Origin of the sequence: Thermobifida fusca NBRC 14071 = JCM 3263 (assembly GCF_001592045.1) — a bacterium.
Taxonomy (GTDB): domain Bacteria; phylum Actinomycetota; class Actinomycetes; order Streptosporangiales; family Streptosporangiaceae; genus Thermobifida; species Thermobifida fusca.
Map to the genome: position 1 here is coordinate 52,431 of NZ_BCWB01000038.1, position 24,312 is coordinate 76,742.

Genomic DNA, 24,312 nt, shown 5'->3' on the forward strand with positions numbered 1-24,312 from the left:
AAAGGGGGGTACTGGCCGAAGAGGCCAATTGCTTTTCGGATTTCTCAGGAGAGATTCATGGCACGAAAAGTCCAGGTCCTTCTCATTGATGACCTTGACGGCAGTCAAGCCGAGGAGACGGTCTCGTTCGCACTCGACGGCACTTCCTACGAGATCGACCTCAGCAGCGCTAACGCCAAGCGACTGCGTGAGGAACTCGCCCCGTTCGTCGAAGCCGCCCGCAAGGTTCCGGCGCGTCGGGGTGTCTCCAGGACCAAAAAGCGCACGGCGCTCAGCCGGGAGAGGAGTGCACAGATCCGTGCCTGGGCGCAGCAGCAGGGCAAGCAGATCAGCGAACGCGGGCGCATCCCGAAGGCCATCGTGGACGAATACGAAGCCATCCACGGGTAGCAAGAAGGATCCTGACAACTGTGAAGGGGACATGGCCGTCCCCTTCACAGTTTTTTGAAAACTCGTTGCAGTGCCCCGGGACGGAAGATCACCCCGCCCCGGTCACCGGGGAGAAAGTCACGAGACCGGGAATCGCCGCACTCAGGCCTTCTTACGGCCGATTCCAGCCATTCCCAACTGCTCCCCCGGGGAGAGGTTGTCCGGGTCAACCGGCTCGTCAGGACGCCACAGCGCGGTGTAGACGACGCCGGGCTCCACAAGTTCAAAGTCGCCGAACTGGCGTTCAATCTCCTCGGGGGTGCGCGCCCACCCTTCGCCGAGGTTCTCCCGAGTGATCCGAGCCAGTTTCTGCTGTGCGGGAAGCCCCGTGTCCACCAGGGAAGTCATGAAAAGGTAGCTGCCCGGTGCCAGTGCGTCCCGATAAGCGCCCACCACCCTGTCCACAACATCAGGGGAGAGATAGTGCAGCATGCCCACCAGCATGATTGCTGCTGGACGGCTGAAGTCGATCATGCGGCGCACATCGGGATGGTTGAGAATGTACTCCGGGTCGCGGACATCTGCGGTGAACACCGCGGTGTTGGGGTCTTTTGCCAGCAACGCCCGACCGTGGGTGAGCACCATCGGGTCGATGTCCACGTAGACCACGCGCGCATCAGGGTTGACCGACTGGGCAACTTCGTGCGTGTTCTGCACAGTGGGCAACCCGCTGCCCAAGTCCAGGAATTGGCTGATCCCTGCCTCACCGGCGAGGAACCTCACTCCGCGGACCAGGACCTTCCGGTTTTCGATAGCCGATTCTTTGAGCCCGGGAATGTGCTTACAGGCGTAGTCCGCCAAGGCCCGGTCGGCTTCGAAGTTGTCCTTGCCACCGAGTAGCGCATCGTAGGCGCGGGCTATCGTGGGCTTGGAGAAGTCGAGCCCTGGGGGCGGCCACACGGAGTCGTGCTGCTCGTCGCTCATCAGTGCGCTCCTCGTTCGGGGGATTCAAAAGGGAAAACACCGACATCGTAGTTCGCTTTTGTGCTCTGATGTCCCCGTGAGCGCTATTGATCCGACAGTGGATGTGGGGACGCGATTCCGTGGTGAAGAGCCTGGGGAGGCTTCTCACCACTAAGAAGCATTCCGGGAAGCTTCGTGGTTTTGTTCGTTTTGTCCTGGTTTATCAGGTTTTCGGGCTTCTCTGGCTGCCATTCATGGAGCGCAAGTGTCAGGACAGGCGGTTGGTGCGCACCCGCTGAGGATCACAGCCGTACTGCCCGCGACGAACGCTTTAAGGCATCAGCGTGTCAACCCGTCCACGGACAAGAGGCGCAAGGTCGGCCTCAAGGCACAGAGCCGTAGGACTGAACGAAGGACCAGGGGCGCACCGAGCTAGCTTCTCAACAGAGGCTTCCCTGAAAACCGTATGCCCACTGCACCTTGCCAGACACGTTCCTGGGCTTCGGGTTGGGGATCCTTCCGGGGTGGGAAAAGGCTAACCGCTACGTTCGGTTGGGGAAGTCGACGGGGAGCAATGGCGGCCACGGCAGGACGCCCGCCGACAAACACTTCCCAGACTGAGATGTTTGGGGTGTTTGTTGATCAAATTGATGTTTGTGGTGCTTTGTGTGTCAGATCTGTGCTGTCTTCGAAGGAAGACGAGGAAAGGTGATCGGATCCCTGAGTTGATCCACCGTGCCTAGAACAGCCCTCCCTGCAGGGGAGTAAGGACTTACCGTTAACACCTGCTGTCCAGCTTTCGGGGTTAGGGATCGACTGTCAAAAATTGTCGGAACGAAAGGACCGAAGCTCCGAGATCGCCACTTTGCTTGGGCTCTGTAGCAAGATTCGCCTGTATGGCCGGGCTCAAGGAGAATAGGCGTAAACAATGCGCTGGAATGGATCCCCCCGATGGACTCTTCTCCTGCTGGTGGTCGCGTGGCCTATGGCGACGAGTCTTATCTCGAAGCTGTATCCGGCGGCTACTACGTGTTAGCCAGTGTGACGTTCGATCCCTCTGTGGCCGAAGAAGCTCGCCAAGCGATGCGCGAGCTCCGCGGCAATCGTCGCACTGACAAGCTGCACTGGAACGAGATGGACCGAAAGCAAAGGGAGGCTGCAGCCTTTACAGTTGCCTCTCTTGAAGGCTTCCACGTTGTCGCAGTCGGCGCCCCTGTGCCCTTAAAACGTCAGGAGCGGGCTCGCGCTGCTTGTCTCACGAGGCTGGTGGACGAACTCTACGGCTACGAGGTGAGAACCCTGGTGCTGGAGTCGCGTGGCCGGACTCTCGACAAAAAAGACGAACGGGTGGTCAGGCCATTCCAAGCGCAGCACAACGATGACCGCTTCACGCTCCGGCACGAACCTGGCGGCAATGAGCCACTGCTATGGGCGGCTGACATCGTTGCCGGAGCAGTTCGCGCTAAACAGGACGGAGAGTCGAGGTACTGCGACATCCTCCACGACAATCTTTACGATGTCACAGTCTTCGTCCGCTAGGCATACTCGGCCCCAGAAACGCGCCGAGCCAGGCTCCCGGTCTGCCCCAGGCCACCTGGCTCCACGACTTCTGACCTCCCGTAGGGGCCAGCAAAACTCTTTCGCTAGCTGACGATAGTGGTTCTTACGAAGTTTCACAAGTAAATTTTTGGCACATTTAAGGTATTCATCGTTAATTTCTTGCAAGGTGTCCTGTCTGTTAGTGGGTTGTGCCCCCATCACATGGCCCCCATCACGTGAAGGCACTCTGGCTCGTCTCAGGGCCCTCTTCGGCTGGATGCCAGACATCGTGACGGGCCACCCAGTTCTCTACGGGCCGCTGTCAGCGAGCAGCGCACGGCCTGGATGAGGGCCTGTACCGGTCCGCCGAGGCCAGCCGAGGGGCATCGCTGAAAGTGGATCCCAACTCTGGGATGGACAACCGACGAGGCGGCCAGGCGCAGGGCTACCGACGGCACGTGACCGGGGCACTGCGACACCAAGTACCTGGGACAGTCACGGGCTGCTCCGTCCAGGAATTTTCACTCCGCCTGCTTGGTTCTTGCTGGTAGCAATCAGGCTCATCTCCTACAGTTGTGTTCATAACACCCAGCACCACCCCCCTCTGGCCACATCCAGTCCGAAAACCCGTTACTCTTAAGGAAGGCATGTGGCACCCTAGTGGGTGAGATGTCACGGGCCATTAGCTCAACTGGCAGAGCAGCGGACTTTTAATCCGCGGGTTCTGGGTTCGATCCCCAGGTGGCCCACCACAAAAGCCCCGGGTCGGATCCTGTCTAGACAGGATCCGACCCGGGGCTTCGTCGTGTGCGCCTAGTTCCGGCAGTCGGCTGGAGCCCTCGCCCCCGCATCGCCCAGGTCTCTGGGACGAAGGCTCTGCTCCACCAGTGGACGCCTCCGCTCCCCCGCGGCCACGGTTGAACGGAGACCGTGCCAGTAAAGCTGGTTACCGGCTCACTGAACGCCTCGTTCCCGTGTCCTGGGGAAGAACTGCCGTATCATCAGGTCCCTCAACAGCGAGGGAATGAAGACCTCAGTCCAGGAAACGGGTGCTATTTGCGCTGTTCAAACGGGAAGGCTGTCCTCTCCCGCGATGACAGGGCTGTGGTGCCGTGCGCCCTCGCGATGGAAGAAGCCGAGGCACAGCGAGGCGAACGCGGTCATGGCCACCCCTATCGCGGAGCCCACAGTGTTGACGAGTAGGTCACCGGTGTCTGCGGTACGGCCAGCAGCCATTGCCCACTGGACTGTCTCTATGGCCAGTGACAGCCCTGGTCCTGTGGTTAGGCGCGCCCACCAGGAGGAGAAAGCAGCGAAAGCCAAAATGCCGATGGGCACGAAGAGCAGGGCGTTGACGATCTTCTCCTCCACAATGAGGCCTGCTGACGGCTCGGTGCGGACAGGAGGTGGCGGGACAGCCTCAAGTTCCGCGCGTTTGTCGAGGTCCACGTCGTGGCCGTAGGCGTCGATCCATACGATGCGGCCGTCGGTAGTGGGATAACGGTAGTAGGCTGCGTCGCCTGGATCGACTTCCCGACGCGCCTGTTCCAATTCTTCAGGGGATAGTTCTCGTGCCCCGTAGTAAACGGTTTCTTCCGCGCTAGGTCCCAGTGCCAGGTAGGCGCCCTCTGAAGCAAGGGTTCTCTGGCGCAGTTCCTCATAGGCCGACAGCGGATTCCACGTTATGCCCCAACCGGTGGTGCCGACCTTGTCCCACCCCAGCAAGGGACCGCCCAGAATGAGCAGGTACACCGCTGCGGCCGTGCCCAGAAGCCATCGGGCTTCCCTTGGGAACAACCGCGGTGAGCGGCGGTTCCATCGAGCCACCACCACGGCGGATACTCCCAGAATGACCAGGGCGATACCGACCGTGATCGGGGTCACATAGAACAATACCTGCCACATGACGGGTTTCTTTCGTGAAACCTGGTTGCGTGCGTCCGGAGGTACCTGGACGCACGCAATCAGGAAAGTAAATCAGTTTCAGTTAAACCTTCTCAGGTCACATGCACGAGACCCTTTCAGTCGTGTAAGTCGTGCTTGACCCTGTGACTTGCATGAGACCGGAAATAGGAGGTCCGCCATAGGTGAAGTAGGAGCGGATACGGAATGTTGCTCCGGCCCTTCCTCCAGGAGGAACGTTCATGTAGGAGCTCCACTGATCGGATTCTCCAGACTGGCGGACACCAAACCTCGCAGTAATTGTGTTGCCGTAGTTCTTGAAGTAGTCCACGGAGGCAACCCTGCAGTCGATGGCGTCGACACGCAGAGTTCCGTTGCTCAGGTACCCATAGCCGATCGCCATCGGGGTGAACGTTCCAAGACCGTCAGTGTTGATGCCGTCTTCCCGCATGGCCTGTCGGACGTATTCCTCTACGCTTTCGACGTCCTTGCCCTCGCCGACTTCGAGGATCTCGTAGTCATCCGTGATAATAATTTCCTGCTCGAAGACGGTGTGATTGGACTCTTGAGCAGACGCAGGACTAGCAGTCAGAGCAATCAGGGAGACCGCTGCTACCACTGTTCCTGCGGCTTTGGCAACGAAGGATTTCTCAGAGATTCTTCTTGCCACCAGTGTTCCTATCCGTTTCTTTTTATATATGCAAAACAACTAAGAGGTGATCGCTGATTCGATGTCTCTAAGGAAACAGCCGATGTGTCGGATCAGCTCTCCTAAAAGAGGAAGGAAGTGCCGTTGGAAACCAGGATGGTACTTCCTGGCCAGAGGAGAGTATGGCAAGACAAGAAACGAAAATCCTTATTTTGACCACATTAGGTCTTTTGTTTGTTGTGAGGGCCCGGCAGGGTTGGCAGTTGGGGCTGGTCTTTGTCCAGCTCAGAAACCGAGCGCGGAGGTTCCCGCAACAGCTGCACGAGAGTTACCGCGTGAGAATCCGCCTCTGGTGAGCAACACGCCACAGCGGTATTCGTGGTATAAGGGTGCCCGTTCGCTTTCCACCGGGAGCTTTGAGGAGCAGCAGACGGATTTCTTATGTGAGAACACGGGGCAGGACTCTCATAAATCACGACTGGAAGCATGAAGAAGCGCACCAGGAGGACCCGATAAGGTGCGCTGTTTCCTTCCAGCGTTGACTGCACCCCGCTGGACCATCTGAGGAGACGATGGACCGGCTTCACATCTCCACTTACCTCCGCACTCCTCGGGGGCGCTTCATTGACGTCTTCTCCATGGAAGCCGAGCGGCAGCCGACCAAGGCCTACCTGGAGGGGGCGATTGAGCTGGTGCTCTCCGGGAAGGCGGTGCTCAACCAGAGCCTCTGGGACGATGTCGAGTTCCTTTGGTGGGGCCTGGTCGACATGGTGGTCGAGTTCCGCAAAACGGGAGAGGCGAGCATGGACTTTCCCGACCAGCCGCTCACCGCCACGCTGACCCGGCGGGAAAGAGAGTGGCTCAGGTTTGAGGTGCGGAACTGGCAGGGCGAGCTAGTAACCGCTTCCTCGGTCCAGGAAACGGCGCTATTTGCGCTGCTCAAGCGGGAGGGGCCGAAAACTTTGGCGCGGCTTGCGGAGTTGAATCCCGCTAACGCTGCGTCCCATGAGCGGGCGCTGGCCGCGCTGAGCAGGTGACCTGCCCAGTGTGGCTGTTCCAGCCTTTGGGGACATCGGGCAGCCCTGTGCCGGACAGGGGTTCGTGCTGCACGGTGGGAACAGCACTACGTCCTGCACTCAGTGGCGGGGAGGGGAGCCGTCACGCCGGTGAGCAGCGCAGCCGAGCAGCACTGTTGCGTCAACCAACGCGAGCGTGAGCCGGGTCGTAAGGAAAGCGCCCGCGGAGGACTGCTGCACAGCCAGGCCTTGCCCGAGTGGCCACGGCGGGTGCCCGCCCGTCTTGCCCGACCGTGCCGGAACGGCTTCAAGCGTGCCCGGGAACTCCACACGTCGCCGGGCGGGGAGCCCTTGGACAGGGGTGTGCCCCCGCCATTGTGTGGCGAGGGCACTTCGCACCACTGGTGGTGGCTGGGAGCTCCCGCCGCTGAGATGGGGCAGGGACGTGAGGGGCACCTCGAGCAGCGGGAGCGTGGGAGGGGAGGCCGCCCTGGAGGGGAGGAAACCCCAGGGCGACCTCACCGTGTGGCTGGTCAGTGGGAGACCGCTTTTTCCGCTCCGGCACCGGTGAGGGACCGGACCTCCATCTCGGCGTGCTTCTTGGCGTCGTGCTCGCTGGAGAGCACGGTGCCGAGCCAGCCGAGGAAGAAGGACAGCGGAATGGAGATGATGCCGGGGTTGGACAGCGGGAAGAACGCGAAGTCCAAGTCCGGGAACATCGCTTTCTCCGAACCGGACACGGCCGGGGAGAACACGATCAGCGTGATCGTGGTGATCAGACCGCCGTAGATGCTCCACAGCGCGCCCTGGGTGTTGAACCGCTTCCAGAACAGCGTGTAGAGGATCGTCGGCAGGTTCGCCGAGGCGGCCACAGCGAAGGCCAGCGCGACGAGGAACGCCACGTTCTGCTCCTTGGCGAAGATACCGCCGACGATGGCCACCGCACCGATCACCAGGGAGGTGATTCGGGCCACGCGGACCTCGCTGCCGGGGGCGGTCTTGCCCTTCTTGATCACGTTGGAGTAGATGTCGTGGGCGAACGAGGCCGACGCGGTGATGGTGAGGCCCGCGACCACAGCGAGGATGGTGGCGAAGGCGACTGCGGCGATGAAGCCGAGCAGGACCGGGCCGCCCAGGGCCAGGGCGAGCAGCGGGGCCGCCGAGTTCACGCCGCCGGGGGCCGAGGAAATGTCCTCAGCACCCACCATGGCGCCGGCCGCGTAGCCGAGCACCAGGGTGAACAGGTAGAACAGGCCGATCAGGCCGATGGCCCACACCACCGAGCGGCGAGCTTCCTTGGCGGTGGGGACCGTGTAGAACCGCATCAGCACGTGGGGCAGGCCGGCGGTGCCGAGCACGAGCGCGAGTCCCAGCGACAGGAAGTCGAGCTTGGTGAGCGCGTTGATACCGTACTGGGCGCCGGGGGCGAGCAGCGCTTCACCCTTGCCGCCTTCCATGGACACGGCGTCGGCGAGCACGGCCGAGAAGTTGAAGCCGTACATGCCGAGGACCCACAGGGTCATGCCGCCGGCACCGGCGATGAGCAGGGCGGCTTTGATGATCTGGACCCAGGTGGTGCCGCGCATGCCGCCGATGAGCACGTAGAGGATCATTACAACGCCGACGGTGGCGATGATGGCGTTCTGCGCGGCTTCACCTTCGATACCGAGCAGCAGGTTGACGAGGCCGCCCGCTCCGGCCATTTGGGCCAGCAGGTAGAAGAAGGACACCGCCAGGGTGGAGAGGGCTGCGGCGGCGCGGATGGGCCGCTGCCGCATGCGGAAGGCCAGCACGTCGCCCATGGTGAATTTGGCGGTGTTCCGCATCAGTTCGGCGACGAGCAGCAGCGCTACGAGCCAGGCGACGAGGAATCCGATCGAGTACAGGAATCCGTCGTAGCCGTTGACGGCGATGGCACCGCAGATGCCGAGGAAGGACGCGGCGGACAGGTAGTCGCCGGCGATCGCGAGGCCGTTTTGAGCGCCGCTGAAGGACCGGCCGGCCGCGTAGTAGTCGGCCGCGGTTTTGGAGTTGCGGCTCGCCCGGAACACGATCACCAGGGTGACCAGGACGAACGCGACGAAGACGCTGAAGTTGAGTGCGGGGTTGACGGAGTCGAGGACGTGCGCAAGGTGCATGTCGGTCACTTGTCTTCACCTTCGATGTCGTGGCGGATCTTGTCCGCGATGGGGTCGAGGCGGTTGCCGGCGTAGCGCACGTACAGGCCGGTGATGATGAAGGTCGACACGAACTGGAGCAGGCCGAAGACGAGGCCGACGTTGATGTTGCCGACGAGCTTGATCGCCATGAAGTCGGAGGCGTAGGCGGCGACCAGTACGTAGAGCAGGTACCAGGAGATGAAGAAGGCGGTCATGGGGAACACGAAGACGCGCAGGCGGCGCCGCAGTTCCCCGAATTCAGGGCTTGCCTGTACCGACTCCCAGGCGGGTTCTGTGCCCTGGTGGGTGAGCTTTCCGGACTCGGTTTGGGTCACGGTGGGACCTCCCCAGCAATCGGGATGTGCGGGAGAACACATGTGGCTTGCGCCACAGTAAGTGGGCTGGGGTGGGAGCGATAAGACCCGCAAGATCGAATGACGAGTGTTGCGACGAGTGTTGCGACCAGCGGTCGATGAACGGCATATGAGCGTTCGAGGACCGTCGACCGGGGTGGAGGGCGGCCGAGGGCAGGCGTGGGGCAGGCCGAAAGTCCTCTGGAGGGGTGCGGCCTCCGGTGCTAGGCGGAGGAACGCTTGCCGGCTAGCGGCCTAGCGGGTGTCGCGGGGCGGTTCGTCCAGGTGGAGGCGGAGCATCGCGGTGCGCGACCACGGGGGAGCTTGGCCGCGCAGGGAGACCACCACCATGGTGGCGAAGGCGAGCGGCACGGTCCACGGCGCGGGCTGGGTGATGAGGATCGCCTGCCAGCCTGCGAGCGGGGGGCCGAACAGGGCCACTGCGATCGCACCTAGGGTACTGAACAGGCCGACGAGGACGCCGCTGACGGCTCCCGCTTTCGTCAACCGCGGCCACCAGATCCCCAGGACGAGCAGGGGGCAGAACGTGGACGCGGCCACGGTAAACCCCCAGGTGACGAGCATGCCCGCGGCGAGAGGTGCGGCGGGGAGCGCGAGGAGCACCATGACGGCTGCGGCGAGCAGCACGGTGATCCGCAGGCGGCGCAGTCCGCCGGGCAGCAGGTCGTAGGAGATCGCCCCGGAGATGACGAGCAGCAAGCCCACCGAGGTGGCGAGGAACGCGGCGAACGCGCCCACCGACAGGAGGGTGGTCATGAGGGTGCCTACCCAGTCGTCGGAGACGCGGGACGGGAGGGCGACGACTACGGTGTCGGTGACTCCGGACAGGTAGAGCTCGGGCACGAGTACGCGGCCGAGCGCCCCGTAGATGCCGGGGAACAGGTAGAAGATGCCGAGCAGTGCCACGGTGAACGCGGCGGTGCGGCGCGCGGAGCGTCCGTCAGGGCTGGTGTGGAATCGCATGAGCACGTGCGGGAGGCCCATGGTGCCGAGGGCGGTGGCGGTGAGCACGGCGAGGGTGGCGAGCAGCGGGTGCCCGTAGTCGCTCAGGTTGAGCAGGGGCCGGTGCCATTGTTCGCCGCCGGGGATGCCGCCGCCGTTCACGGTGGGCACGGGGGTGTCTTTGGGGAAGACGAGGGTCTGGTTGGCGTCGACGCGTACTTCACCGGGGCCGAGCACGGTTTCGGTGCCGTCGGGGGTGCGCACGGTGACCGGTTCGGGGAAGGTGAGGGTGGCGTCCACCTGGAATTCGACCGCGGTGTCTTTGGGGAAGTGGGTGAATTCCACGGGGTGGACGGCTTCGTGGCGGACGTGGGGGCCGACGATGACGAGCAGCCACAGCGCGGGGACGATGAACAGCAGGAGCTTGACGAGGAACTGGAAGGCTTGCACGTAGGTGGCGGCGCGCATGCCGCCGAGGGCGAGGGTGGCGCTGACGACGACGCCTGCGATGACGACCCCCACCCAGTAGGGCAGGTCGCTGACCACGCTGAGCACGAGTCCGGCGGTGCGGAGCTGCGGCACGAGGTAGAGGGCGCCGATGACGAGCACGACGACTGCGCTGAGGCGGCGCAGGCCGGGGGAGGCGAGTCGTGCTTCGGCGAAGTCGGGCACGGTGAGCGCGCCGGAGCGGCGCATGGGTGCGGCGACGAGGATGAGCATTGCGATGTATCCGGCGGTGAATCCGACGGGATACCACAGCGCACCCACCCCGTCGCGGACGACGAGCCCGGCGACGCCGAGGAAGGAGGCCGCGGACAGGTATTCCCCGGAGACTGCGGCGGAGTTGAGCAGCGGGGAGACGCGGCGGGACGCTACGAGGAAGTCGGAGGTGGTGCGCATGGCAGCCACCCCGTGCAGTCCGATCAGTAGCGTGACCACCATGACGGTGGCCACCGCGACGAGTGTGGCCATCAGCGCCGCTCGATCCGTTCTGCTTGACGCAACTGCCAGAAGGACAGTGCGGTCAGGGCCGGGTAGGGCAGGACCGCCAGCATCAGCCAGGACACGGGGATGGTCCACGGACGGATGGTGTCGAGGGCTGGCCAGACGGCGAGGACGAGGGGCAGGCCGACGAGGGTGACGACGCCCAGGATGAGGGCGAGGAGTCCTTGGCGGCGTTGGGCGAGGTAGAGGGCGGCCGCACGTTCCGCCTCGTCGGCGTCGAGGCGGGGGACCCGCCACCGGCCGCGGGCTCTGCCGCGCAGGTGGGCGAGCCGGGTTTGCGGGCTGGTGACTGCTACGCGTTTGGGTCGGTGAGGCATCACGCCCCCCGGGTGGGGTCGTCGAACATGCCGGTTTGGGCTGCGTGCAGTAGTTGTTCACGCAGTTCACGGGCGTGGCGGCGGCTGACGGGGACGTCGCCGAGGTCGGTGTGGGCGAGCAGGCCGCCGCTGGAGTCGCTGCGTAGTTCGCGGATGGCGCTCAACGCGACCAGGTAGCCGCGGTGGACGCGCAGGAAGCCGGAATCTGCCCAGTATTCCTCGAGCCGGGAGATCGGCATGCGCACCAGGTGGACGCCTTCCGGGGTGTGGAGGCGCACGTAGTCGCCGTTGGCTTCGACGAATCGGACGTCGCTGCGGCGCACGTACCGGGTGCGGCCTGCGGTTTCGACGGGGAGGACCGCCATCGCGTCGGGGCGGCGCACCCGGTGCGGGGTGACGGGGGCGGTGCCGGCGGACAGCATGCGGACGACTTTGGTCAACGCCATGGCGAGCCGTTCGGCGCGGACGGGTTTGAGCAGGTAGTCGACGGCGCCGATGCCGTAGGCGGTGACAGCGTGTTCTTCGTGTGCGGTGACGAACACGATGACGGGAGGGTCGCTGAGTTTGGACAGGAGGTTGGCGAGTTCGACCCCGTCGAGTCCCGGCATGGAGATGTCCAGGAAGACCGCGTCGAACCGGTCCGCTTGGATGTTGCGGAGTGCGCTGATCGGGTCGTCGGCGGCGACCACCTCACCGACCTCGGGTGCCGCGCGGAGCAGGCGGCACAGTTCGGTCAGTGCTAGGGGAACGTCGTCGACCGCAAGTACGCGTAGGCCGCGGGGGGAAGGCAGCATCACGGCATCACTCCTGGCTGGAATCGGGGGACGCGGACAATCACGCGGGTGCCTGCGTCCACTGCGGTCTCTACGACAAGCCCGTACCAGGGACCGTAGACGTGACGGAGTCGACGGTCTACGTTGGCGAGTCCTACGCTGTCGGATCCGCCCCGGCCCGCGAGGATTTCCCGGGCGCGTTCAGGGTCCATGCCTACGCCGTCGTCTTCGATGCTGATGACGCAGTCGTTCCCTTCGGCTTCCCCGGTGACTTGGATGAGTCCGGCGCCGGCCCGGGGTTCGATGCCGTGGCGTACGGCGTTTTCGACGAGCGGCTGCAGGACCAGGTAGGGGATGGCCACGCCGAGGACTTCGGGGGCGACGCGGACTTGGACGCGCAGCCGGTCGCCGAGGACGGCTCGTTGCAGGGCCAGGTAGGTCTCGATGGCGTGGAATTCGTCGGAGACGGTGGTGTAGTCGCCGCGTCGGGCCAGGCTGTAGCGGGTGTAGTCGGCGAAGTCGAGCATGAGTTCGCTGGCCTGGTCCGGGTCGGATCGCATGAGGGAGGCGATCACGGTGAGCGCGTTGTAGACGAAGTGCGGGGAGATTTCGGCGCGGAGGGCGCGGAGTTCCGCTTGTTCGGCGCGGTCCGCGGAGGCTTCGAGGCGGCCGCGTTCCACGGCGTCGGCGACCCAGGAGGCGGCTTCGCGGAGGGCGGAGCGGCGGATGGGGCCTGCGACGACGAGGACGCCGGCGACGCCGTCGCCAGCGTAGATGGGGGTGGCGGTGAGGGGCGGGAGGTCTTTCGCGGTTTCGCCGCGCAGCACGTGGTCGACGAGGGTGGCGACCGCGTCGGAGTCGGGGGAGTGTCCTGACCACACGAGGTTTCCGGACAGGTCGGCGAGGCCGAGGCCGGGGGTGTTGAGGAGCCGCCGTAGGCGCCGTGCGGCGCGTCGCGCCCCGGGGCCGGAAAGCCCGTCTTTCAGGTCGTTCATGATGGCGCGGGCGACGCGCAGCGTGGGGAGGAGATCGTGGCGTGGGCGGGGCCGCCATAGCCTGGATGGTTTGCGGCGAGGCGGTGTATCGGTCGGGTGGTGGGACGGCCTCAACATGGATGGGACTGACCACTCCCGTGAGGTTGGATACGTGAAGGTAAATACTAGTTTGTGACCTGCCGCACGTGGAGCCCTCAGCGACCGTTCGTCTCATTTCCGAGGCATTCCGTCGCGAGAAGCCGACACTTCGCCGCTTTAACGGTTTCCTATGGCACAGCTCACGTTCTACGGTTGGGTGGCAGTAGCGGGAATCACACCTGTCAGGAGTTGACATGGGCGACGAAGTGCTGGCGAACCTGATGCAGCAGAGCCAGGTCTTCCCTCCCGACGAAGCGTTCGTGGCACAGGCTAACGCCACCGCGGACCTCTACGGTGAAGCGGAAGCTGACCGGGAGGCGTTTTGGGAGAAGCAGGCCGAGCGGCTGCACTGGGAGACCAGGTGGAACCAGGTGTTGGACTGGTCCAATGCACCGTTCGCCAAGTGGTTTGTGGGTGGCAGGCTCAACGTCGCCTACAACTGTGTGGACCGGCATGTAGAGAACGGTTACGGCGATCAAGTCGCCATCCACTGGGTGGGTGAGCCCGGAGACACCCGCGACATCACCTACGCCCAGTTGAAGGACGAGGTGTGCAAGGCCGCCAACGCGCTGTCTTCTTTGGGGCTGAAGCCAGGCGACCGGGTCGCTATCCAGATGCCGATGATCCCCGAGGCGATCGTGTCCATGCTGGCCTGTGCCCGCCTGGGCCTGGTGCACAGCGTGGTCTTCGGGGGTTTTTCGCCTTCCGCGCTGCGTTCCCGGGTGGAGGACGCTGACGCCAAGGTGGTCATCACTACTGACGGCCAGTACCGGCGCGGCAAGGCCCTGCCGATGAAGGCCAACGTGGACGAAGGCATCGAGGGGATCGACGCGGTCCAGAACGTCATCGTGGTCCGCCGCACCGGCATGGACGTTCCGTGGACCGAGGGCCGCGACCTGTGGTGGCACGACCTGGTCGACTCCCAGTCGGCCGAGCACACCCCTGAGGCGTTCGACTCCGAACACCCCCTGTTCATCCTCTACACGTCGGGCACCACGGGGAAGCCGAAGGGCATCCTGCACACCACTGGCGGTTATCTGACCCAGGCGGCGTACACCCACCACGTGGTGTTCGACCACAAGCCGGGCAAGGACGTCTACTGGTGCACCGCCGACATCGGCTGGATCACCGGGCACAGCTACATCGTTTATGGGCCGCTCGCGAACCGCGCCACCCAGGTCGTCTACGAAGGCACCCCGAACACCCCGCACGAGGGGCGCCACTGGGAGATCGTGCAGGAGTACAAGGTCACGATCTACTACACGGCTCCCACGCTGATCCGCACGTTCATGAAGTGGGGGGAGGAGATCCCCGCCCGCTACGACCTGTCGTCGCTGCGGCTGCTGGGCAGTGTCGGCGAGCCGATCAACCCCGAGGCGTGGCTGTGGTACCGCAAGCACATCGGCGGTGACAAGACCCCGATCGTTGACACCTGGTGGCAGACCGAGACCGGCGCGATCATGATTTCGCCGCTGCCTGGCGCGTTGAGCCTCAAGCCGGGGTCGGCGCTGCGGGCGCTGCCGGGGGTGAGCGCGAAGGTGGTCGACGAGAAGGGCAACGAGGTTTCGCACGGTTCGGGCGGCTACCTGGTGCTGGACAAGCCGTGGCCGTCGATGCTCCGCGGGATCTGGGGCGACGAGAAGCGCTACCGCGAAACCTACTGGGCGCGGTTCGCGGACAAGGGCTTCTACTTCGCCGGGGACGGCGCCAAGTACGACGACGACGGCGACATTTGGCTGCTGGGCCGGGTCGACGATGTCATGAACGTCTCCGGGCACCGGATTTCCACCACTGAGGTGGAGTCGGCTCTGGTGGCGCACCCGACGGTGGCGGAGGCCGCTGTGGTGGGTGCGTCCGACCCGACGACGGGCCAGGCGATCGTGGCGTTTGTGATCCCGCGCGCCGGGGTGGCCCAGGACGAGGCGAGCGGCGAGGAGGCCATCAAGACGCTGCGGGAGCACGTGGCGAAGGAGATCGGTCCGATCGCTAAGCCGCGGCAGATCATCGTGGTGCCGGAGCTCCCCAAGACCCGCTCCGGCAAGATCATGCGCCGCCTGCTGCGTGACGTGGCGGAGAACCGGGAGATCGGTGACGTGACCACGCTCGCCGACTCGTCGGTGATGGACCTCATCGCGAAGGGGCTGCGCAGCGGCAAAGACGACTGATCTGCACTGACTGTTCTCGTGGGGCGTGCCGAGCAGGGGCCGGCGCGCCCCACGACTTGTCTCTGCTTTTTGCCGCGGAGCGCAGCAGAGGCGGGGCGCGACCGGTGCTGTGGTCCAGGGTGTGGCTTGTCCTGTCCGTGGGCGGGGGCTGTCTGTCCTCCGGGCTTTGGCCTGCCGGGGTTTCAGGGAGAGGTCAGGGAGAGACCAGGGAATTTCCCCATGGGATAACAGGCTTGGGGCGGGCAGTCTGAAGATATGAGCGAGTACACGACGAAGAAGACCCTGCGACGGAGTAAGAGCAACCGGATACTCACCGGCGTGTGCGGCGGTATCGGTGAGTTCCTCAACGTGGACGCCAACCTCATCCGGCTGGCTTTCGCTGTTTTCACCCTGCTGGGCGGCAGCGGCGTGTTGCTGTACCTCATCGCCTGGCTGGTGATCCCGGAGGAGGACGCGGGCGCTTCCGTGCTGGAGCACATCATCCGCACGTTCCAGGGCAAGGAATCCAAGCTGTGAAGTGGACGCTACGCGCACTGTCCGGGCGGGCCGCTCCGCTGCCCCGGGATTTCTTCTCCCGGAAGGGGGAGGCAGCGGAGACGGCCTCGGACCGGCGGTCGGAACGGGATGTGCGGGACACGCGCGCGGAGCGCCCGCAGGAACGCCGGTGAGCTAGTCGGCGCCGTGCATCATGTCCACGGCGCCGGCAGACAGTCGGGACCAGGGGAAGGCCAGCGCGACTGCGCCGAGTGTGCCGATCAGTCCGGCGAGGGTGACGACGAGGTGGGTTCCGACGTGTTCCACGAGGAAGCTCGCCACTGCGATGCCGATGCCTTGGGCTACTTGGAGGCCGGCGGCGACGAGCCCGAACGCCACCCCGCGTCCGGTGGAGGGCGCACACAGCACGAATGTGGCGTTCGCCACGAACTGGTAGGAAGCCGCCATCCCGGAGACGACGAGAAGCAGCACCATCGCCCACAGCGGTGGTTTGAGGATCCACACGGTCAACGGGAGCGAGGCGAGGATCGCTAGGAGCCCCAGCAGGTGGGTGCGCAGCGGCGGGGGGACGAGCCGGGTGAGCGGGAAACCGCCGATGATCGCGCCGATCGCCGGGGACGCCATGATCATTCCCGCGGTTGCGGGGCCGCCCCCGATTTCTGCGGCCATGGGGGTGGCCACGCCGTAGGGGACGATGTAGCAGCCGGCAAGCCAGGCGAGGAGCGCCAGGGTGCGCAGCCTCGGGTCGGTGAAGACCAGACGGGGGCCTTGCCGGGTGATCTGCCAGAGGGTGGGGCGTTCCGCGTCCTGGGATTCGGGTGCGGGCCGCGGCCGCACGCCGAGCGTGACGATGGTCGCGGACAGCAGGAAGGTGAGCCCGTTGCAGAACACGGTGGGGCGCACGTCGAGCAGGGAGATGACGAGCCCGCCCACGGCAAGCCCGACCAGGGAGCCTACCTGGGATGTGATGTTGATGAGGGTGGATCCGGCGACGAAACGCTCCCCTTGGGTGATCTGCGTGAGGAGCGCAGCGCGGGCCGCGCCGAAGGGGATGGTCGGCATCACCGAGCAGAACAGCAGCAGCCAGATGACGGGGAGCGGCAGCCCGGGAATGCTCATGGCGATGACCAGGACGGCGCGCACGACGTCGCTGACGATCATGACGCGACGGCGGGGGAACAGATCGGCGAGCCCGGACAGGAGGGGGCCTGCCACGAGCGGCGGCAGGAAGGTCAACGCCAGGGTGAGCCCGGTGACCAGGGCGGAGTCGGTGCGCTGGTAGACGAGGACGGCGACCGCGATGTTCAGCAGGTAGTTGCTGGTCATGGAGAGGGCGTGGGAGAGCCACAGGGCGCGGAATTCGCCGTTGCGGAGCACGTCGCGGTAGCCGCTGCGCCAGTCGGTGCGGGGAGGTTCTGGGGCCGCGGGGGGATCGGCGTGGGTGGGCGTGTCAATGGTGGGCAACTGTTCGTGGCGCCCGTCGCTCTGTCGTGGAATGCCGTGGCTGAAGCCGCCTGACCGCGGATTGTGCACTCTTGATTGCCCCCACGTTCAATCACTTTGCGTCGTTGCCTGTTGACATAGCGTCTCTAGAGGGGGCGAGATTGGCAAGCGGTTTGGGGGAATCGCCGGTTCTTGTTTGCGGGCGTCCGCTGCCGGGGTAGGGAGCGTGCGGCGGGGCAGTCCAGTGCCAGGTCAGGTCCAGCCGAGTTCGTGGAGGCGCTCGTCGTCGATTCCGAAGTGGTGGGCGATTTCGTGGATCACGGTGATGCGGACTTCTTCGACGACGTCTTCTTCGGTTTCGCAGATCGCGAGGATTTCCCGCCAGTAGATGAAGATCTGGTCTGGCAGCACTCCGCCGTAGCTGTCGCCCCGTTCGGTGAGCGGCACTCCTTCGTACAGGCCAAGCAGCCCGGGTTCCGGGGGGTCTTCGGCCAGGGTGATGACCACGTTGTCCATGTACGCGGTCAGTTCGGGTGGAATGGAGTCGAGGGCGTCGGCGACGAGCTCTTCGAAGCGGCGGCGGGAGGTTTCGATCACGTCTCGTATTGTGCGCCACGAGGGTAAGGGGAGCGAAAGAGCCCGGGGCAGCGACGTCCGGGAGCACTGGTGACCTGGGGAGGCGACGCTGTGGAGTGGCGAGCGGTCCTGGCCCGGATAGGGCTGGCCTTCCATCCGCGGACGTGGCGCAGGGCTGCGGGGTGGCTGCGGCACCGCCACGCGGTCCGTGTGTGGCGCGTCGGGGCGGTGGTGGCCGCAGGGATCGCCGGGGGATGGGCCGGGCTGGCAGTGGGCGGTCAGGTGCTGACTCCGATCGGCCCTGCCGACGTCGTCTTGGCGGTGGGCCCGTCGTGGCGCGGGGAGACTGTGATCAATATCGCCCCGTTGGGCAAGCTGGCGTTCGACACGCATGCTGCGCCGCTGCGGTTTGAGGCGACGATCGCGGAGATCCGGTTGACCGCGGCCGAGGAGATGGTGCAGAACCCGGAGTCGATCCACCGGCTCGGCGCGAGCATTGTCGCGGACGTGAAGCAGGGCGCGGTCATGTTGGCGTGGCGGGCCGTGCTGGCCTCGGTGGGTACGGCGGCCCTGGTGTGCCTGCTGCTGTTCCGTAGTTGGGTGCGGGCCCTGGTGGGCGCGCTCACCGCCTTGGTGATGCTCGCCACCGCTGGCGGTGTGACGTATTTCACTTTCAATCCGGGGGCGATTGCGGAGCCCCGCTACACCGGTCTGCTCGCCGGCGCCCCCCAGGTGGTGGGCAGCGTGGAGGACGTGATCAACCACTTCTCCGAATACCAGGCGCAGTTGGCTGGCCTGGTGGGCAACGTCTCCCAGCTGTACCAGGTCACTTCGACCCTGCCCGTCTACGAGGAGGACGCCGCTACGATCCGGGTGCTGCACGTGTCGGACCTGCACCTCAACCCGGCCGCGTGGGAGGTCATCAACTCGCTGGTGGAACAGTTCCAGGTGGCCGTGGTGGTGGACTCCGGGGACATCAGCGACCGGGGCAGCGCCGCCGAGGACGTGTTCATGGACCAGATCGCGGACCTGGACGTGCCCTACGTGTGGGTGCGCGGCAACCACGATTCGATGGGCACCCAGCGCGCGGTCGCCGCCCAGCCCAACGCGATCGTGCTCGACGACGACATTGTCGAAGTGGCAGGGCTGCGGTTCTACGGGGCGGGAGACCCCCGGTTCACCGCAGACAAGGCGTTGGACAATCCCACGGACGCAGAGGTCGCCGCGATCGGCGCCCGTCAGGCGCGCAGTATTGCGGACGCGGATCCTCCGGTGGACGTGGCGGTGCTGCACGACCCGCTGCAAGGGGAGGCGTTCAGCGGGGTGGTGCCGCTCGTACTGTGCGGGCACGGCCATGAACGCTGGACCGAGATACGGGAGAGCGGGACCCGGATTTTCGCGCAGGGGTCCACGGGCGGCGCCGGGCTGCGTGGGCTGGAGCACGACGAGCCCACCCCGTACCAGGCGTCGGTGCTGTATTTCGACGCGGAGACCAAGCGGTTGCAGGCGTGGGACGACATCACGCTGGGCGGGCTGGGACTGACGTCGGTGCAGATCGAACGGCACATCGAAAGCGACCCAGACCGGGAGATCACCCCGGTGGAGACGGTTGCGCCGTCGCTGGACACGACCCCGCCTACGCTTCTCCCGCCGGAATCGCCTAACCTAGAGTTGTCTCCTCCCGCTTCCGCGGTACCACGGTGACGTGTTGGGGAAACACTTTGGCACTTGGTCCCAATGTCCCCTATGCTTAAGCCGTCCCCGACGGAAGGACGGGGGAAATGACGACTCGGTCGTCGTCGAGGCCCCCATCGTCTAGTGGCCTAGGACGCCGCCCTTTCAAGGCGGTAACGCGGGTTCGAATCCCGTTGGGGGTACTGGTGGTCTGAAACACTGCCAGAGTCTGGCAGAATAAAGACCGCGCGGAGGACGCGACGAACCTGATAGAATCAGGTAAGAAGCGGACAAAGCAAAAACAAAAAATAATTAAATATCGGGGTCCTGTGGAGCAGTTTGGAGTGCTCGCCACCCTGTCAAGGTGGAGGCCGCGGGTTCAAATCCCGTCAGGACCGCTCACTTCGCAGTACAGTATGTGGCTGGGGCCAGGTAGCTCAGTTGGCAGAGCGTCCGCCTGAAAAGTGGAAGGTCGGCGGTTCGATTCCGCCCCTGGCCACTCACTGCATCGGAGAAAAGCCCGGAACTTTTGTCCCGGGCTTTTTGGTAGTTGTGCCACCGTATTTTTCTTTTGGCGGTTTTTAGCGGACGCGCCGTCGGCTTCACCACGACGGTAGAAATCCGGTTCTGCTCTGCCACGGCAGGTTTCAGCGGACACGGTGCGACAGGATTCCGTGAAGGGCTGACAGAGCCGTGCCGCCGTCCATCCCCAGGGCGGCACGAAGCGCGCCGCAGGGCGGCAGGAAATTCTCCGACTGGGGACTCTCTCGACGCCGCCCTAGCGGGTGCGCTTGGTGGCCCTCCAGCCGAGCAGCGCCCCCACGAGAGCGCCGACAGCGAATCCGAGGAGGATGCTGAGGACGACACCCATCGCGGAGCCGCCGCTGAAGAGAAGTCCGAGCGACAGCACGCAGGCCGCGCCGGCAGCGACCCCCAGGATCACGGCAAGGGTCTGTGTGTTTTTGAGTTTCTGGTTGACCATGGTTGGCCTCCGCGGAGAAAGGATTCTCTGCTTTGACGGAGACGGTGGGCCACTGGTTCTTGCTGTGCAGCCCGAATCTCCGCAAACCGCGGGGCGACAAGGCCGCGCTCGGCGGCCGGAAGCCACGACGAGGGCAGGGCACGAGGCCCCGGCGCGCTCTTTCCTCGCTGAGAGGGCGGCTTACCCGCCTAGGGAAAGGCGTCGCGTGGGGAAGGCAGGGCCTCCGCCGCAGGGAACAGGAGACGGGGTGCGCCCGAGGGGAAGGTGCGACCAGGGCGCACCGGGAGGACACGCGCGGGTCGCTGCGACGCTGGGATGGGGGTCCTGCACGGGTGACGTGGTGGGGAACGTCAATCAGTCTTGACGGGTCCGCTTGGCGTCTCTCCGGTCGAGGAGGAGCCCCACAATGAAGCCGATGAGGCATCCGAGAGGAATCGTGATGAGGGTTCCTGCTCCGAAGTAGTCGCCGAGGAACAGCAGCCCGACAGGAAGACTGAAAGCGCCGCCGATCGCAGCCCCTAAGCCCAGGCCTAGAGCCCATTTGTTGCGGGTTTTCTCAGCCATGACGAGCCTCCACGGGTTCTGACCGTTTCTTGCACCGTGGTTTATTGCCGTGAGAAGCGGCGCACAACCGGTTCCTTCCCTTCGTTCTTGCCGACATGAACATCAGCAAAGGACCGGACCAGAACCCTCAGGGCAGGAACCGCGCCAAGGGCGGGCGTGGAGGCTTCCCCGCGCTCGCCTGCCGGGAGTGACATGGGGCACGAGGCATCGAACCGCGGGAGGCACGCGCAGCCCCGGTTTCCCCGGTGAACGAGCGGGTCTCACGTGTCGGTGCGGCGTCTGCCGTACAGCAGGCCGACAAGGAGCCCGGCCGCGGAGCCGACGACGAAGCCGATACCGATACCCAGCGGGATCGCATCGAACACCAAGCCGACCACGCTGCCGAGCGCAATCCCCATACCGGCTCCGATGCCTAGGCCGAGTGGAATCGATTGTCGCAACTCCATCGTGTTTCTCCCTCCCGCAGCCCCTCCCCCTACCCCTCCGATGCCCGGGTATCGCGGAGAGTTCAGGCTCAACCGCGGAAAGCGGTGGAGAGGGATGTCACGTCTCTCAGGAAGGCGAGTGTCACCCGGTGGTGGCGGTCTGGACGTGGCGCAGGCGGGCTGCCGGACCTCGGCACCACCGGGGCGAGGCCCTCCGCCGCCAGAGCCGGGGCAGGCGAGGAGCGCCGCCTCACCCGCCTCGACCAGGTCTTTTCGGATGAGCCCTCCCATAGTGGAATACCCCTGGGGGGTATATTGGTTGAGGGTAAGGGAGTGTCGGCAACATCGGAGAAACCGGCCATGAGCGTGGTGCGCAGACTCGGAATCTACGGTTTGGTGCTCGTCGCCGTATTCGGGATCGCCTACGGGGTGGGCACGCTCACCCACGCGAACGCGGCGGAAAGCACGCCCGTGGCCGTGCAAGAGCAGGGGGACTGATGGGTGAGGAAGCCACACGGCGCCGCGACGCCGAACGGGTTGAACTCCTCATCGGCGGCATGACCTGCGCGTCGTGCGCCAACCGAGTGGAACGCAAACTCAACAAGCTCGCCGGGGTGCGGGCCAGCGTCAACTACGCCACTGAGAAAGCGTCAGTGGAGTTCGACAGCGGCGTCACCATCGACGACCTGATCACCACGGTCGAGAAAGCAGGCTACACGGCGGCCCTCCCTGCCCCGCCCCGCGCCGCCCAGGACACGGAAGACCAGGCCGCTGACCCGGTGGCAGCGCTGCGCACACGGCTGCTGGTCAGCGCGGTGCTGTCGATTCCGGTCATCGCCATGGCGATGATCCCGGCCCTGCAGTTCACCTACTGGCAGTGGGCGTCCCTCGTCCTGGCCGTTCCGGTGGTGGTGTGGGGTGCGCTGCCCTTCCACATCGCCGCGGTCAAAAACCTGAGGCTGGGGGAGGCCACCATGGACACGCTGGTGTCCATGGGCACGCTGGCGGCTTTCGCCTGGTCGCTGTATGCGCTGTTCTTCGGGGAAGCGGGCATGCCCGGCATGACGCACCCGTTCGAGTTCACCATCAGCCGCACCGACGGTTCTGCCGCCATCTACTTGGAGGTCGCGGCCGGGGTCACCACGTTCATCCTCGCCGGACGCTACTTCGAAGCTCGGGCTAAGCGGCGGGCCGGGGCCGCGCTGCGCGCCCTCCTGGAATTGGGCGCGAAAGAGGTCACGGTGGTGCGCGGCGGCCGGGAGACGCGGATCCCCGTGGAGCAGCTCGCCGTCGGTGACCGGTTCGTGGTGCGTCCCGGGGAGAAGATCGCCACGGACGGGGTTGTGGAGGAGGGCGCCTCCGCCGTGGACGCGAGCATGCTCACCGGTGAGTCCGTGCCCGTCGAAGTCGGGGTCGGCGACGCGGTGGTCGGCGCCACGGTCAACGTCGGCGGCCGGCTCGTGGTGCGCGCAACCCGCGTGGGCGCGGACACCCAGCTCGCGCAGATGGCGAAGCTGGCGGAGGAGGCGCAGAGCGGCAAGGCCGAGGTGCAGCGGCTCGCCGACCGGATTTCCGGGGTGTTCGTGCCCGTGGTGATCGCGCTCGCGGTGGCCACGCTCGGGTTCTGGCTGGGGGCGGGCGGCCCGGTGGAGGCCGCGTTTACCGCTGCTGTCGCGGTGCTCATCATCGCCTGCCCGTGCGCGCTGGGCTTGGCCACTCCCACGGCGCTCCTGGTGGGCACGGGCCGTGGAGCCCAGCTCGGCATCCTCATCAAAGGCCCTGAAGTGTTGGAGAACACGCGCCGCGTGGACACGGTGGTGCTCGACAAGACCGGCACGGTCACCATGGGCACGATGGCGCTCGTCGACGTGGCCGCTGCCGACGGGGAGGACGCCGACGAGGTGCTGCGGCTAGCCGGGGCTGTGGAGCACGCCTCCGAGCACCCTATTGCGCGGGCGATCGCCCGGAGCGCCGCCGACCGGGTCGGGAATGTGCCGCCGGTGACTGATTTCGCTGCCACCGCAGGGCTGGGGGTGCGGGGGGTAGTGGACGGCCGCACGGTCCTCGTGGGGAAGGCCGCCCTGCTCGCCCAGGAAGGCGTGGCCGTGCCGGAGGCGGTGGCGCGGAAGGCCGCACAGGCGGAAGCCGCAGGCCACACCGCGGTCCTGGCCGCCTGGGACGGGAAGGCTCGCGGGGTGCTTGTCGTCGCCGACACGGTGAAGCCCACGAGCGCCGAGGCCGTGGCCCAGTTGCGGCAGCTGGGGCTCACCCCGATTCTGCTCACCGGCGACAACGCGGCCGTGGCCCGCACGGTCGCCGAACAGGTCGGTATTGACGAGGTCATCGCCGAAGTGCTGCCCGCCGACAAGGTGGACGTGGTCAAACGGCTGCAGGACGAAGGCCGCGTGGTGGCGATGGTCGGTGACGGGGTGAACGATGCGGCCGCACTCGCCCAAGCCGATTTGGGGCTGGCGATGGGCACTGGCACGGATGCGGCGATCGAGGCCGCGGACCTCACCCTGGTCCGCGGGGATCTGCGGGTCGCCGCGGACGCGATCCGGCTGTCCCGCCGCACCCTGGCCACGATCAAAGGCAACCTGTTCTGGGCGTTCGCCTACAACGTGGCGGCGCTGCCGCTGGCCGCTGCCGGGCTGCTCAACCCGATGATTGCGGGCGCGGCCATGGCGTTCTCCAGCGTCTTCGTGGTCAGCAACAGTCTGCGGCTGCGGGGCTTCCGCCCCCATGCCGCGCCGTGAGCGCGCCACACGCTGCCGTCTGGGCGGTGCGGGCTGCTGCCCGCGCCGCCCAACTGCTGTTGGGGGCCGTGTGCCCGCCCTCGTCCCGCCC

22 protein-coding genes and 4 tRNA genes are annotated in these 24,312 nt (G+C 65.6%); 12 read left to right on the top strand and 14 right to left on the bottom strand.

Features of this window, described 5'->3' with window-relative positions; all coding sequences use genetic code 11:
• Positions 1 to 57 precede the first annotated feature (57 nt).
• On the top strand, positions 58 to 390 hold the full coding sequence (locus TF1_RS08915; RefSeq protein WP_011293291.1) for a histone-like nucleoid-structuring protein Lsr2: 333 nt from the start codon (positions 58 to 60) through the stop codon (positions 388 to 390).
• A gap of 141 nt (positions 391 to 531) precedes the next feature.
• Here TF1_RS08915 and TF1_RS08920 read toward each other — a convergent pair whose 3' ends face one another.
• The gene (locus tag TF1_RS08920; protein ID WP_011293290.1) at positions 532 to 1,353 is read right to left on the bottom strand and encodes an SAM-dependent methyltransferase; all 822 of its coding nucleotides are present in this window, start codon (positions 1,351 to 1,353) and stop codon (positions 532 to 534) included.
• A 930-nt stretch (positions 1,354 to 2,283) separates the two neighbouring features.
• Here TF1_RS08920 and TF1_RS08925 point away from each other — a divergent pair.
• Together TF1_RS08925 and TF1_RS08930 are read left to right on the top strand one after the other, a co-directional pair.
• Complete coding sequence (locus TF1_RS08925; RefSeq protein WP_011293289.1) at positions 2,284 to 2,871, top strand: hypothetical protein; 588 nt, start codon at positions 2,284 to 2,286, stop codon at positions 2,869 to 2,871.
• Between the two features lie 676 nt (positions 2,872 to 3,547).
• Positions 3,548 to 3,623: transfer RNA gene (locus tag TF1_RS08930), tRNA-Lys, on the top strand.
• Positions 3,624 to 3,936: 313 nt separating this feature from the next.
• Here the strand turns inward: TF1_RS08930 and TF1_RS08935 are convergent.
• Both TF1_RS08935 and TF1_RS08940 read right to left on the bottom strand, forming a co-directional pair.
• Positions 3,937 to 4,776 (bottom strand): VanZ family protein, encoded by an 840-nt coding sequence (locus TF1_RS08935; RefSeq protein WP_041428156.1) that lies wholly within the window; start codon positions 4,774 to 4,776, stop codon positions 3,937 to 3,939.
• 97 nt (positions 4,777 to 4,873) lie between these two features.
• Positions 4,874 to 5,443 carry a hypothetical protein gene (locus TF1_RS08940; RefSeq protein WP_011293287.1) on the bottom strand — a complete coding sequence of 190 codons (570 nt, stop codon included), beginning with the start codon at positions 5,441 to 5,443 and terminating at the stop codon, positions 4,874 to 4,876.
• Between the two features lie 551 nt (positions 5,444 to 5,994).
• Here TF1_RS08940 and TF1_RS08945 point away from each other — a divergent pair.
• Positions 5,995 to 6,459, top strand: a complete 465-nt coding sequence (locus TF1_RS08945; protein WP_011293286.1) for a hypothetical protein — start codon at positions 5,995 to 5,997, stop codon at positions 6,457 to 6,459.
• A gap of 512 nt (positions 6,460 to 6,971) precedes the next feature.
• On the opposite strand, the gene TF1_RS08950 is transcribed toward TF1_RS08945, so the two are convergent.
• The 6 genes from TF1_RS08950 to TF1_RS08975 form a co-directional block, all read right to left on the bottom strand.
• Positions 6,972 to 8,576, bottom strand: a complete 1,605-nt coding sequence (locus TF1_RS08950) for a solute symporter family protein (RefSeq protein ID WP_174522689.1) — start codon at positions 8,574 to 8,576, stop codon at positions 6,972 to 6,974.
• 5 nt (positions 8,577 to 8,581) lie between these two features.
• The gene (locus tag TF1_RS08955) at positions 8,582 to 8,932 is read right to left on the bottom strand and encodes a DUF485 domain-containing protein (protein ID WP_011293284.1); all 351 of its coding nucleotides are present in this window, start codon (positions 8,930 to 8,932) and stop codon (positions 8,582 to 8,584) included.
• Between the two features lie 273 nt (positions 8,933 to 9,205).
• Complete coding sequence (locus tag TF1_RS08960) at positions 9,206 to 10,885, bottom strand: sodium/solute symporter (RefSeq protein WP_061783805.1); 1,680 nt, start codon at positions 10,883 to 10,885, stop codon at positions 9,206 to 9,208.
• Positions 10,885 to 11,235, bottom strand: a complete 351-nt coding sequence (locus TF1_RS08965) for a hypothetical protein (protein WP_061783806.1) — start codon at positions 11,233 to 11,235, stop codon at positions 10,885 to 10,887. Before TF1_RS08965 ends, TF1_RS08960 begins: the two co-directional genes overlap by 1 nt.
• Positions 11,235 to 12,029: a LytR/AlgR family response regulator transcription factor gene (locus TF1_RS08970; protein ID WP_011293281.1), complete on the bottom strand. Its 795-nt coding sequence runs from the start codon at positions 12,027 to 12,029 to the stop codon at positions 11,235 to 11,237. Before TF1_RS08970 ends, TF1_RS08965 begins: the two co-directional genes overlap by 1 nt.
• Entirely contained in the window at positions 12,029 to 13,003 is a 975-nt protein-coding gene (locus TF1_RS08975) for a sensor histidine kinase (protein WP_227480940.1), read from the bottom strand. Before TF1_RS08975 ends, TF1_RS08970 begins: the two co-directional genes overlap by 1 nt.
• Before the next feature lie 332 nt (positions 13,004 to 13,335).
• Between TF1_RS08975 and acs the strand changes: the two genes are divergently transcribed.
• Together acs and TF1_RS08985 are read left to right on the top strand one after the other, a co-directional pair.
• The gene (acs, locus tag TF1_RS08980) at positions 13,336 to 15,306 is read left to right on the top strand and encodes an acetate--CoA ligase (RefSeq protein WP_011293279.1); all 1,971 of its coding nucleotides are present in this window, start codon (positions 13,336 to 13,338) and stop codon (positions 15,304 to 15,306) included.
• 255 nt (positions 15,307 to 15,561) lie between these two features.
• On the top strand, positions 15,562 to 15,822 hold the full coding sequence (locus tag TF1_RS08985; RefSeq protein WP_011293278.1) for a PspC domain-containing protein: 261 nt from the start codon (positions 15,562 to 15,564) through the stop codon (positions 15,820 to 15,822).
• A gap of 153 nt (positions 15,823 to 15,975) precedes the next feature.
• Here the strand turns inward: TF1_RS08985 and TF1_RS08990 are convergent, their stop codons facing one another.
• Positions 15,976 to 17,334 (bottom strand): MFS transporter, encoded by a 1,359-nt coding sequence (locus tag TF1_RS08990; protein WP_016189344.1) that lies wholly within the window; start codon positions 17,332 to 17,334, stop codon positions 15,976 to 15,978.
• Between the two features lie 162 nt (positions 17,335 to 17,496).
• Positions 17,497 to 17,841, bottom strand: a complete 345-nt coding sequence (locus tag TF1_RS08995; protein ID WP_011293276.1) for a metallopeptidase family protein — start codon at positions 17,839 to 17,841, stop codon at positions 17,497 to 17,499.
• A gap of 69 nt (positions 17,842 to 17,910) precedes the next feature.
• On the opposite strand from TF1_RS08995, the gene TF1_RS09000 reads away from it, so the two are divergent.
• The 4 genes from TF1_RS09000 to TF1_RS09015 all read left to right on the top strand — a co-directional run bounded on the left by TF1_RS09000 (position 17,911) and on the right by TF1_RS09015 (position 19,993).
• Positions 17,911 to 19,524 (top strand): metallophosphoesterase family protein, encoded by a 1,614-nt coding sequence (locus tag TF1_RS09000; protein ID WP_016189343.1) that lies wholly within the window; start codon positions 17,911 to 17,913, stop codon positions 19,522 to 19,524.
• Positions 19,525 to 19,624: 100 nt separating this feature from the next.
• Positions 19,625 to 19,697 (top strand) — tRNA-Glu (locus tag TF1_RS09005).
• Positions 19,698 to 19,817: 120 nt separating this feature from the next.
• Positions 19,818 to 19,892, top strand: a tRNA-Asp gene (locus TF1_RS09010).
• A gap of 28 nt (positions 19,893 to 19,920) precedes the next feature.
• Positions 19,921 to 19,993, top strand: a tRNA-Phe gene (locus TF1_RS09015).
• Positions 19,994 to 20,272: 279 nt separating this feature from the next.
• Here the strand turns inward: TF1_RS09015 and TF1_RS09020 are convergent.
• The 3 genes from TF1_RS09020 to TF1_RS09030 all read right to left on the bottom strand — a co-directional run bounded on the left by TF1_RS09020 (position 20,273) and on the right by TF1_RS09030 (position 21,486).
• Positions 20,273 to 20,476 carry a hypothetical protein gene (locus TF1_RS09020; protein ID WP_016189342.1) on the bottom strand — a complete coding sequence of 68 codons (204 nt, stop codon included), beginning with the start codon at positions 20,474 to 20,476 and terminating at the stop codon, positions 20,273 to 20,275.
• Between the two features lie 354 nt (positions 20,477 to 20,830).
• The gene (locus TF1_RS09025; protein WP_011293273.1) at positions 20,831 to 21,040 is read right to left on the bottom strand and encodes a hypothetical protein; all 210 of its coding nucleotides are present in this window, start codon (positions 21,038 to 21,040) and stop codon (positions 20,831 to 20,833) included.
• Positions 21,041 to 21,300: 260 nt separating this feature from the next.
• Complete coding sequence (locus TF1_RS09030) at positions 21,301 to 21,486, bottom strand: hypothetical protein (protein ID WP_011293272.1); 186 nt, start codon at positions 21,484 to 21,486, stop codon at positions 21,301 to 21,303.
• Between the two features lie 312 nt (positions 21,487 to 21,798).
• Between TF1_RS09030 and TF1_RS16145 the strand changes: the two genes are divergently transcribed.
• Both TF1_RS16145 and TF1_RS09035 read left to right on the top strand, forming a co-directional pair.
• A complete protein-coding gene (locus tag TF1_RS16145; RefSeq protein ID WP_155983554.1) occupies positions 21,799 to 21,963 on the top strand; it encodes a hypothetical protein in 165 nt (54 codons plus the stop codon).
• Complete coding sequence (locus TF1_RS09035) at positions 21,963 to 24,221, top strand: heavy metal translocating P-type ATPase (protein ID WP_061783807.1); 2,259 nt, start codon at positions 21,963 to 21,965, stop codon at positions 24,219 to 24,221. Before TF1_RS16145 ends, TF1_RS09035 begins: the two co-directional genes overlap by 1 nt.
• Positions 24,222 to 24,312: the final 91 nt, after the last annotated feature.

Excerpts from the sequence above, each read along its gene's own strand:
- TF1_RS08915 (WP_011293291.1), top strand. The coding sequence starts at position 58 with ATGGCACGAAAAGTCCAGGTCCTTCTCATTGATGACCTTGACGGCAGT.
- TF1_RS08920 (WP_011293290.1), bottom strand. The coding sequence starts at position 1,353 with ATGAGCGACGAGCAGCACGACTCCGTGTGGCCGCCCCCAGGGCTCGAC.
- TF1_RS08925 (WP_011293289.1), top strand. The coding sequence starts at position 2,284 with ATGGACTCTTCTCCTGCTGGTGGTCGCGTGGCCTATGGCGACGAGTCT.
- TF1_RS08935 (WP_041428156.1), bottom strand. The coding sequence starts at position 4,776 with ATGTGGCAGGTATTGTTCTATGTGACCCCGATCACGGTCGGTATCGCC.
- TF1_RS08945 (WP_011293286.1), top strand. The coding sequence starts at position 5,995 with ATGGACCGGCTTCACATCTCCACTTACCTCCGCACTCCTCGGGGGCGC.
- TF1_RS08950 (WP_174522689.1), bottom strand. The coding sequence starts at position 8,576 with ATGCACCTTGCGCACGTCCTCGACTCCGTCAACCCCGCACTCAACTTC.
- TF1_RS08960 (WP_061783805.1), bottom strand. The coding sequence starts at position 10,885 with ATGGCCACACTCGTCGCGGTGGCCACCGTCATGGTGGTCACGCTACTG.
- TF1_RS08965 (WP_061783806.1), bottom strand. The coding sequence starts at position 11,235 with ATGCCTCACCGACCCAAACGCGTAGCAGTCACCAGCCCGCAAACCCGG.
- TF1_RS08970 (WP_011293281.1), bottom strand. The coding sequence starts at position 12,029 with ATGCTGCCTTCCCCCCGCGGCCTACGCGTACTTGCGGTCGACGACGTT.
- TF1_RS08975 (WP_227480940.1), bottom strand. The coding sequence starts at position 13,003 with ATGAACGACCTGAAAGACGGGCTTTCCGGCCCCGGGGCGCGACGCGCC.
- acs (WP_011293279.1), top strand. The coding sequence starts at position 13,336 with ATGGGCGACGAAGTGCTGGCGAACCTGATGCAGCAGAGCCAGGTCTTC.
- TF1_RS08985 (WP_011293278.1), top strand. The coding sequence starts at position 15,562 with ATGAGCGAGTACACGACGAAGAAGACCCTGCGACGGAGTAAGAGCAAC.
- TF1_RS09020 (WP_016189342.1), bottom strand. The coding sequence starts at position 20,476 with ATGGTCAACCAGAAACTCAAAAACACACAGACCCTTGCCGTGATCCTG.
- TF1_RS09025 (WP_011293273.1), bottom strand. The coding sequence starts at position 21,040 with ATGGCTGAGAAAACCCGCAACAAATGGGCTCTAGGCCTGGGCTTAGGG.
- TF1_RS09030 (WP_011293272.1), bottom strand. The coding sequence starts at position 21,486 with ATGGAGTTGCGACAATCGATTCCACTCGGCCTAGGCATCGGAGCCGGT.
- TF1_RS09035 (WP_061783807.1), top strand. The coding sequence starts at position 21,963 with ATGGGTGAGGAAGCCACACGGCGCCGCGACGCCGAACGGGTTGAACTC.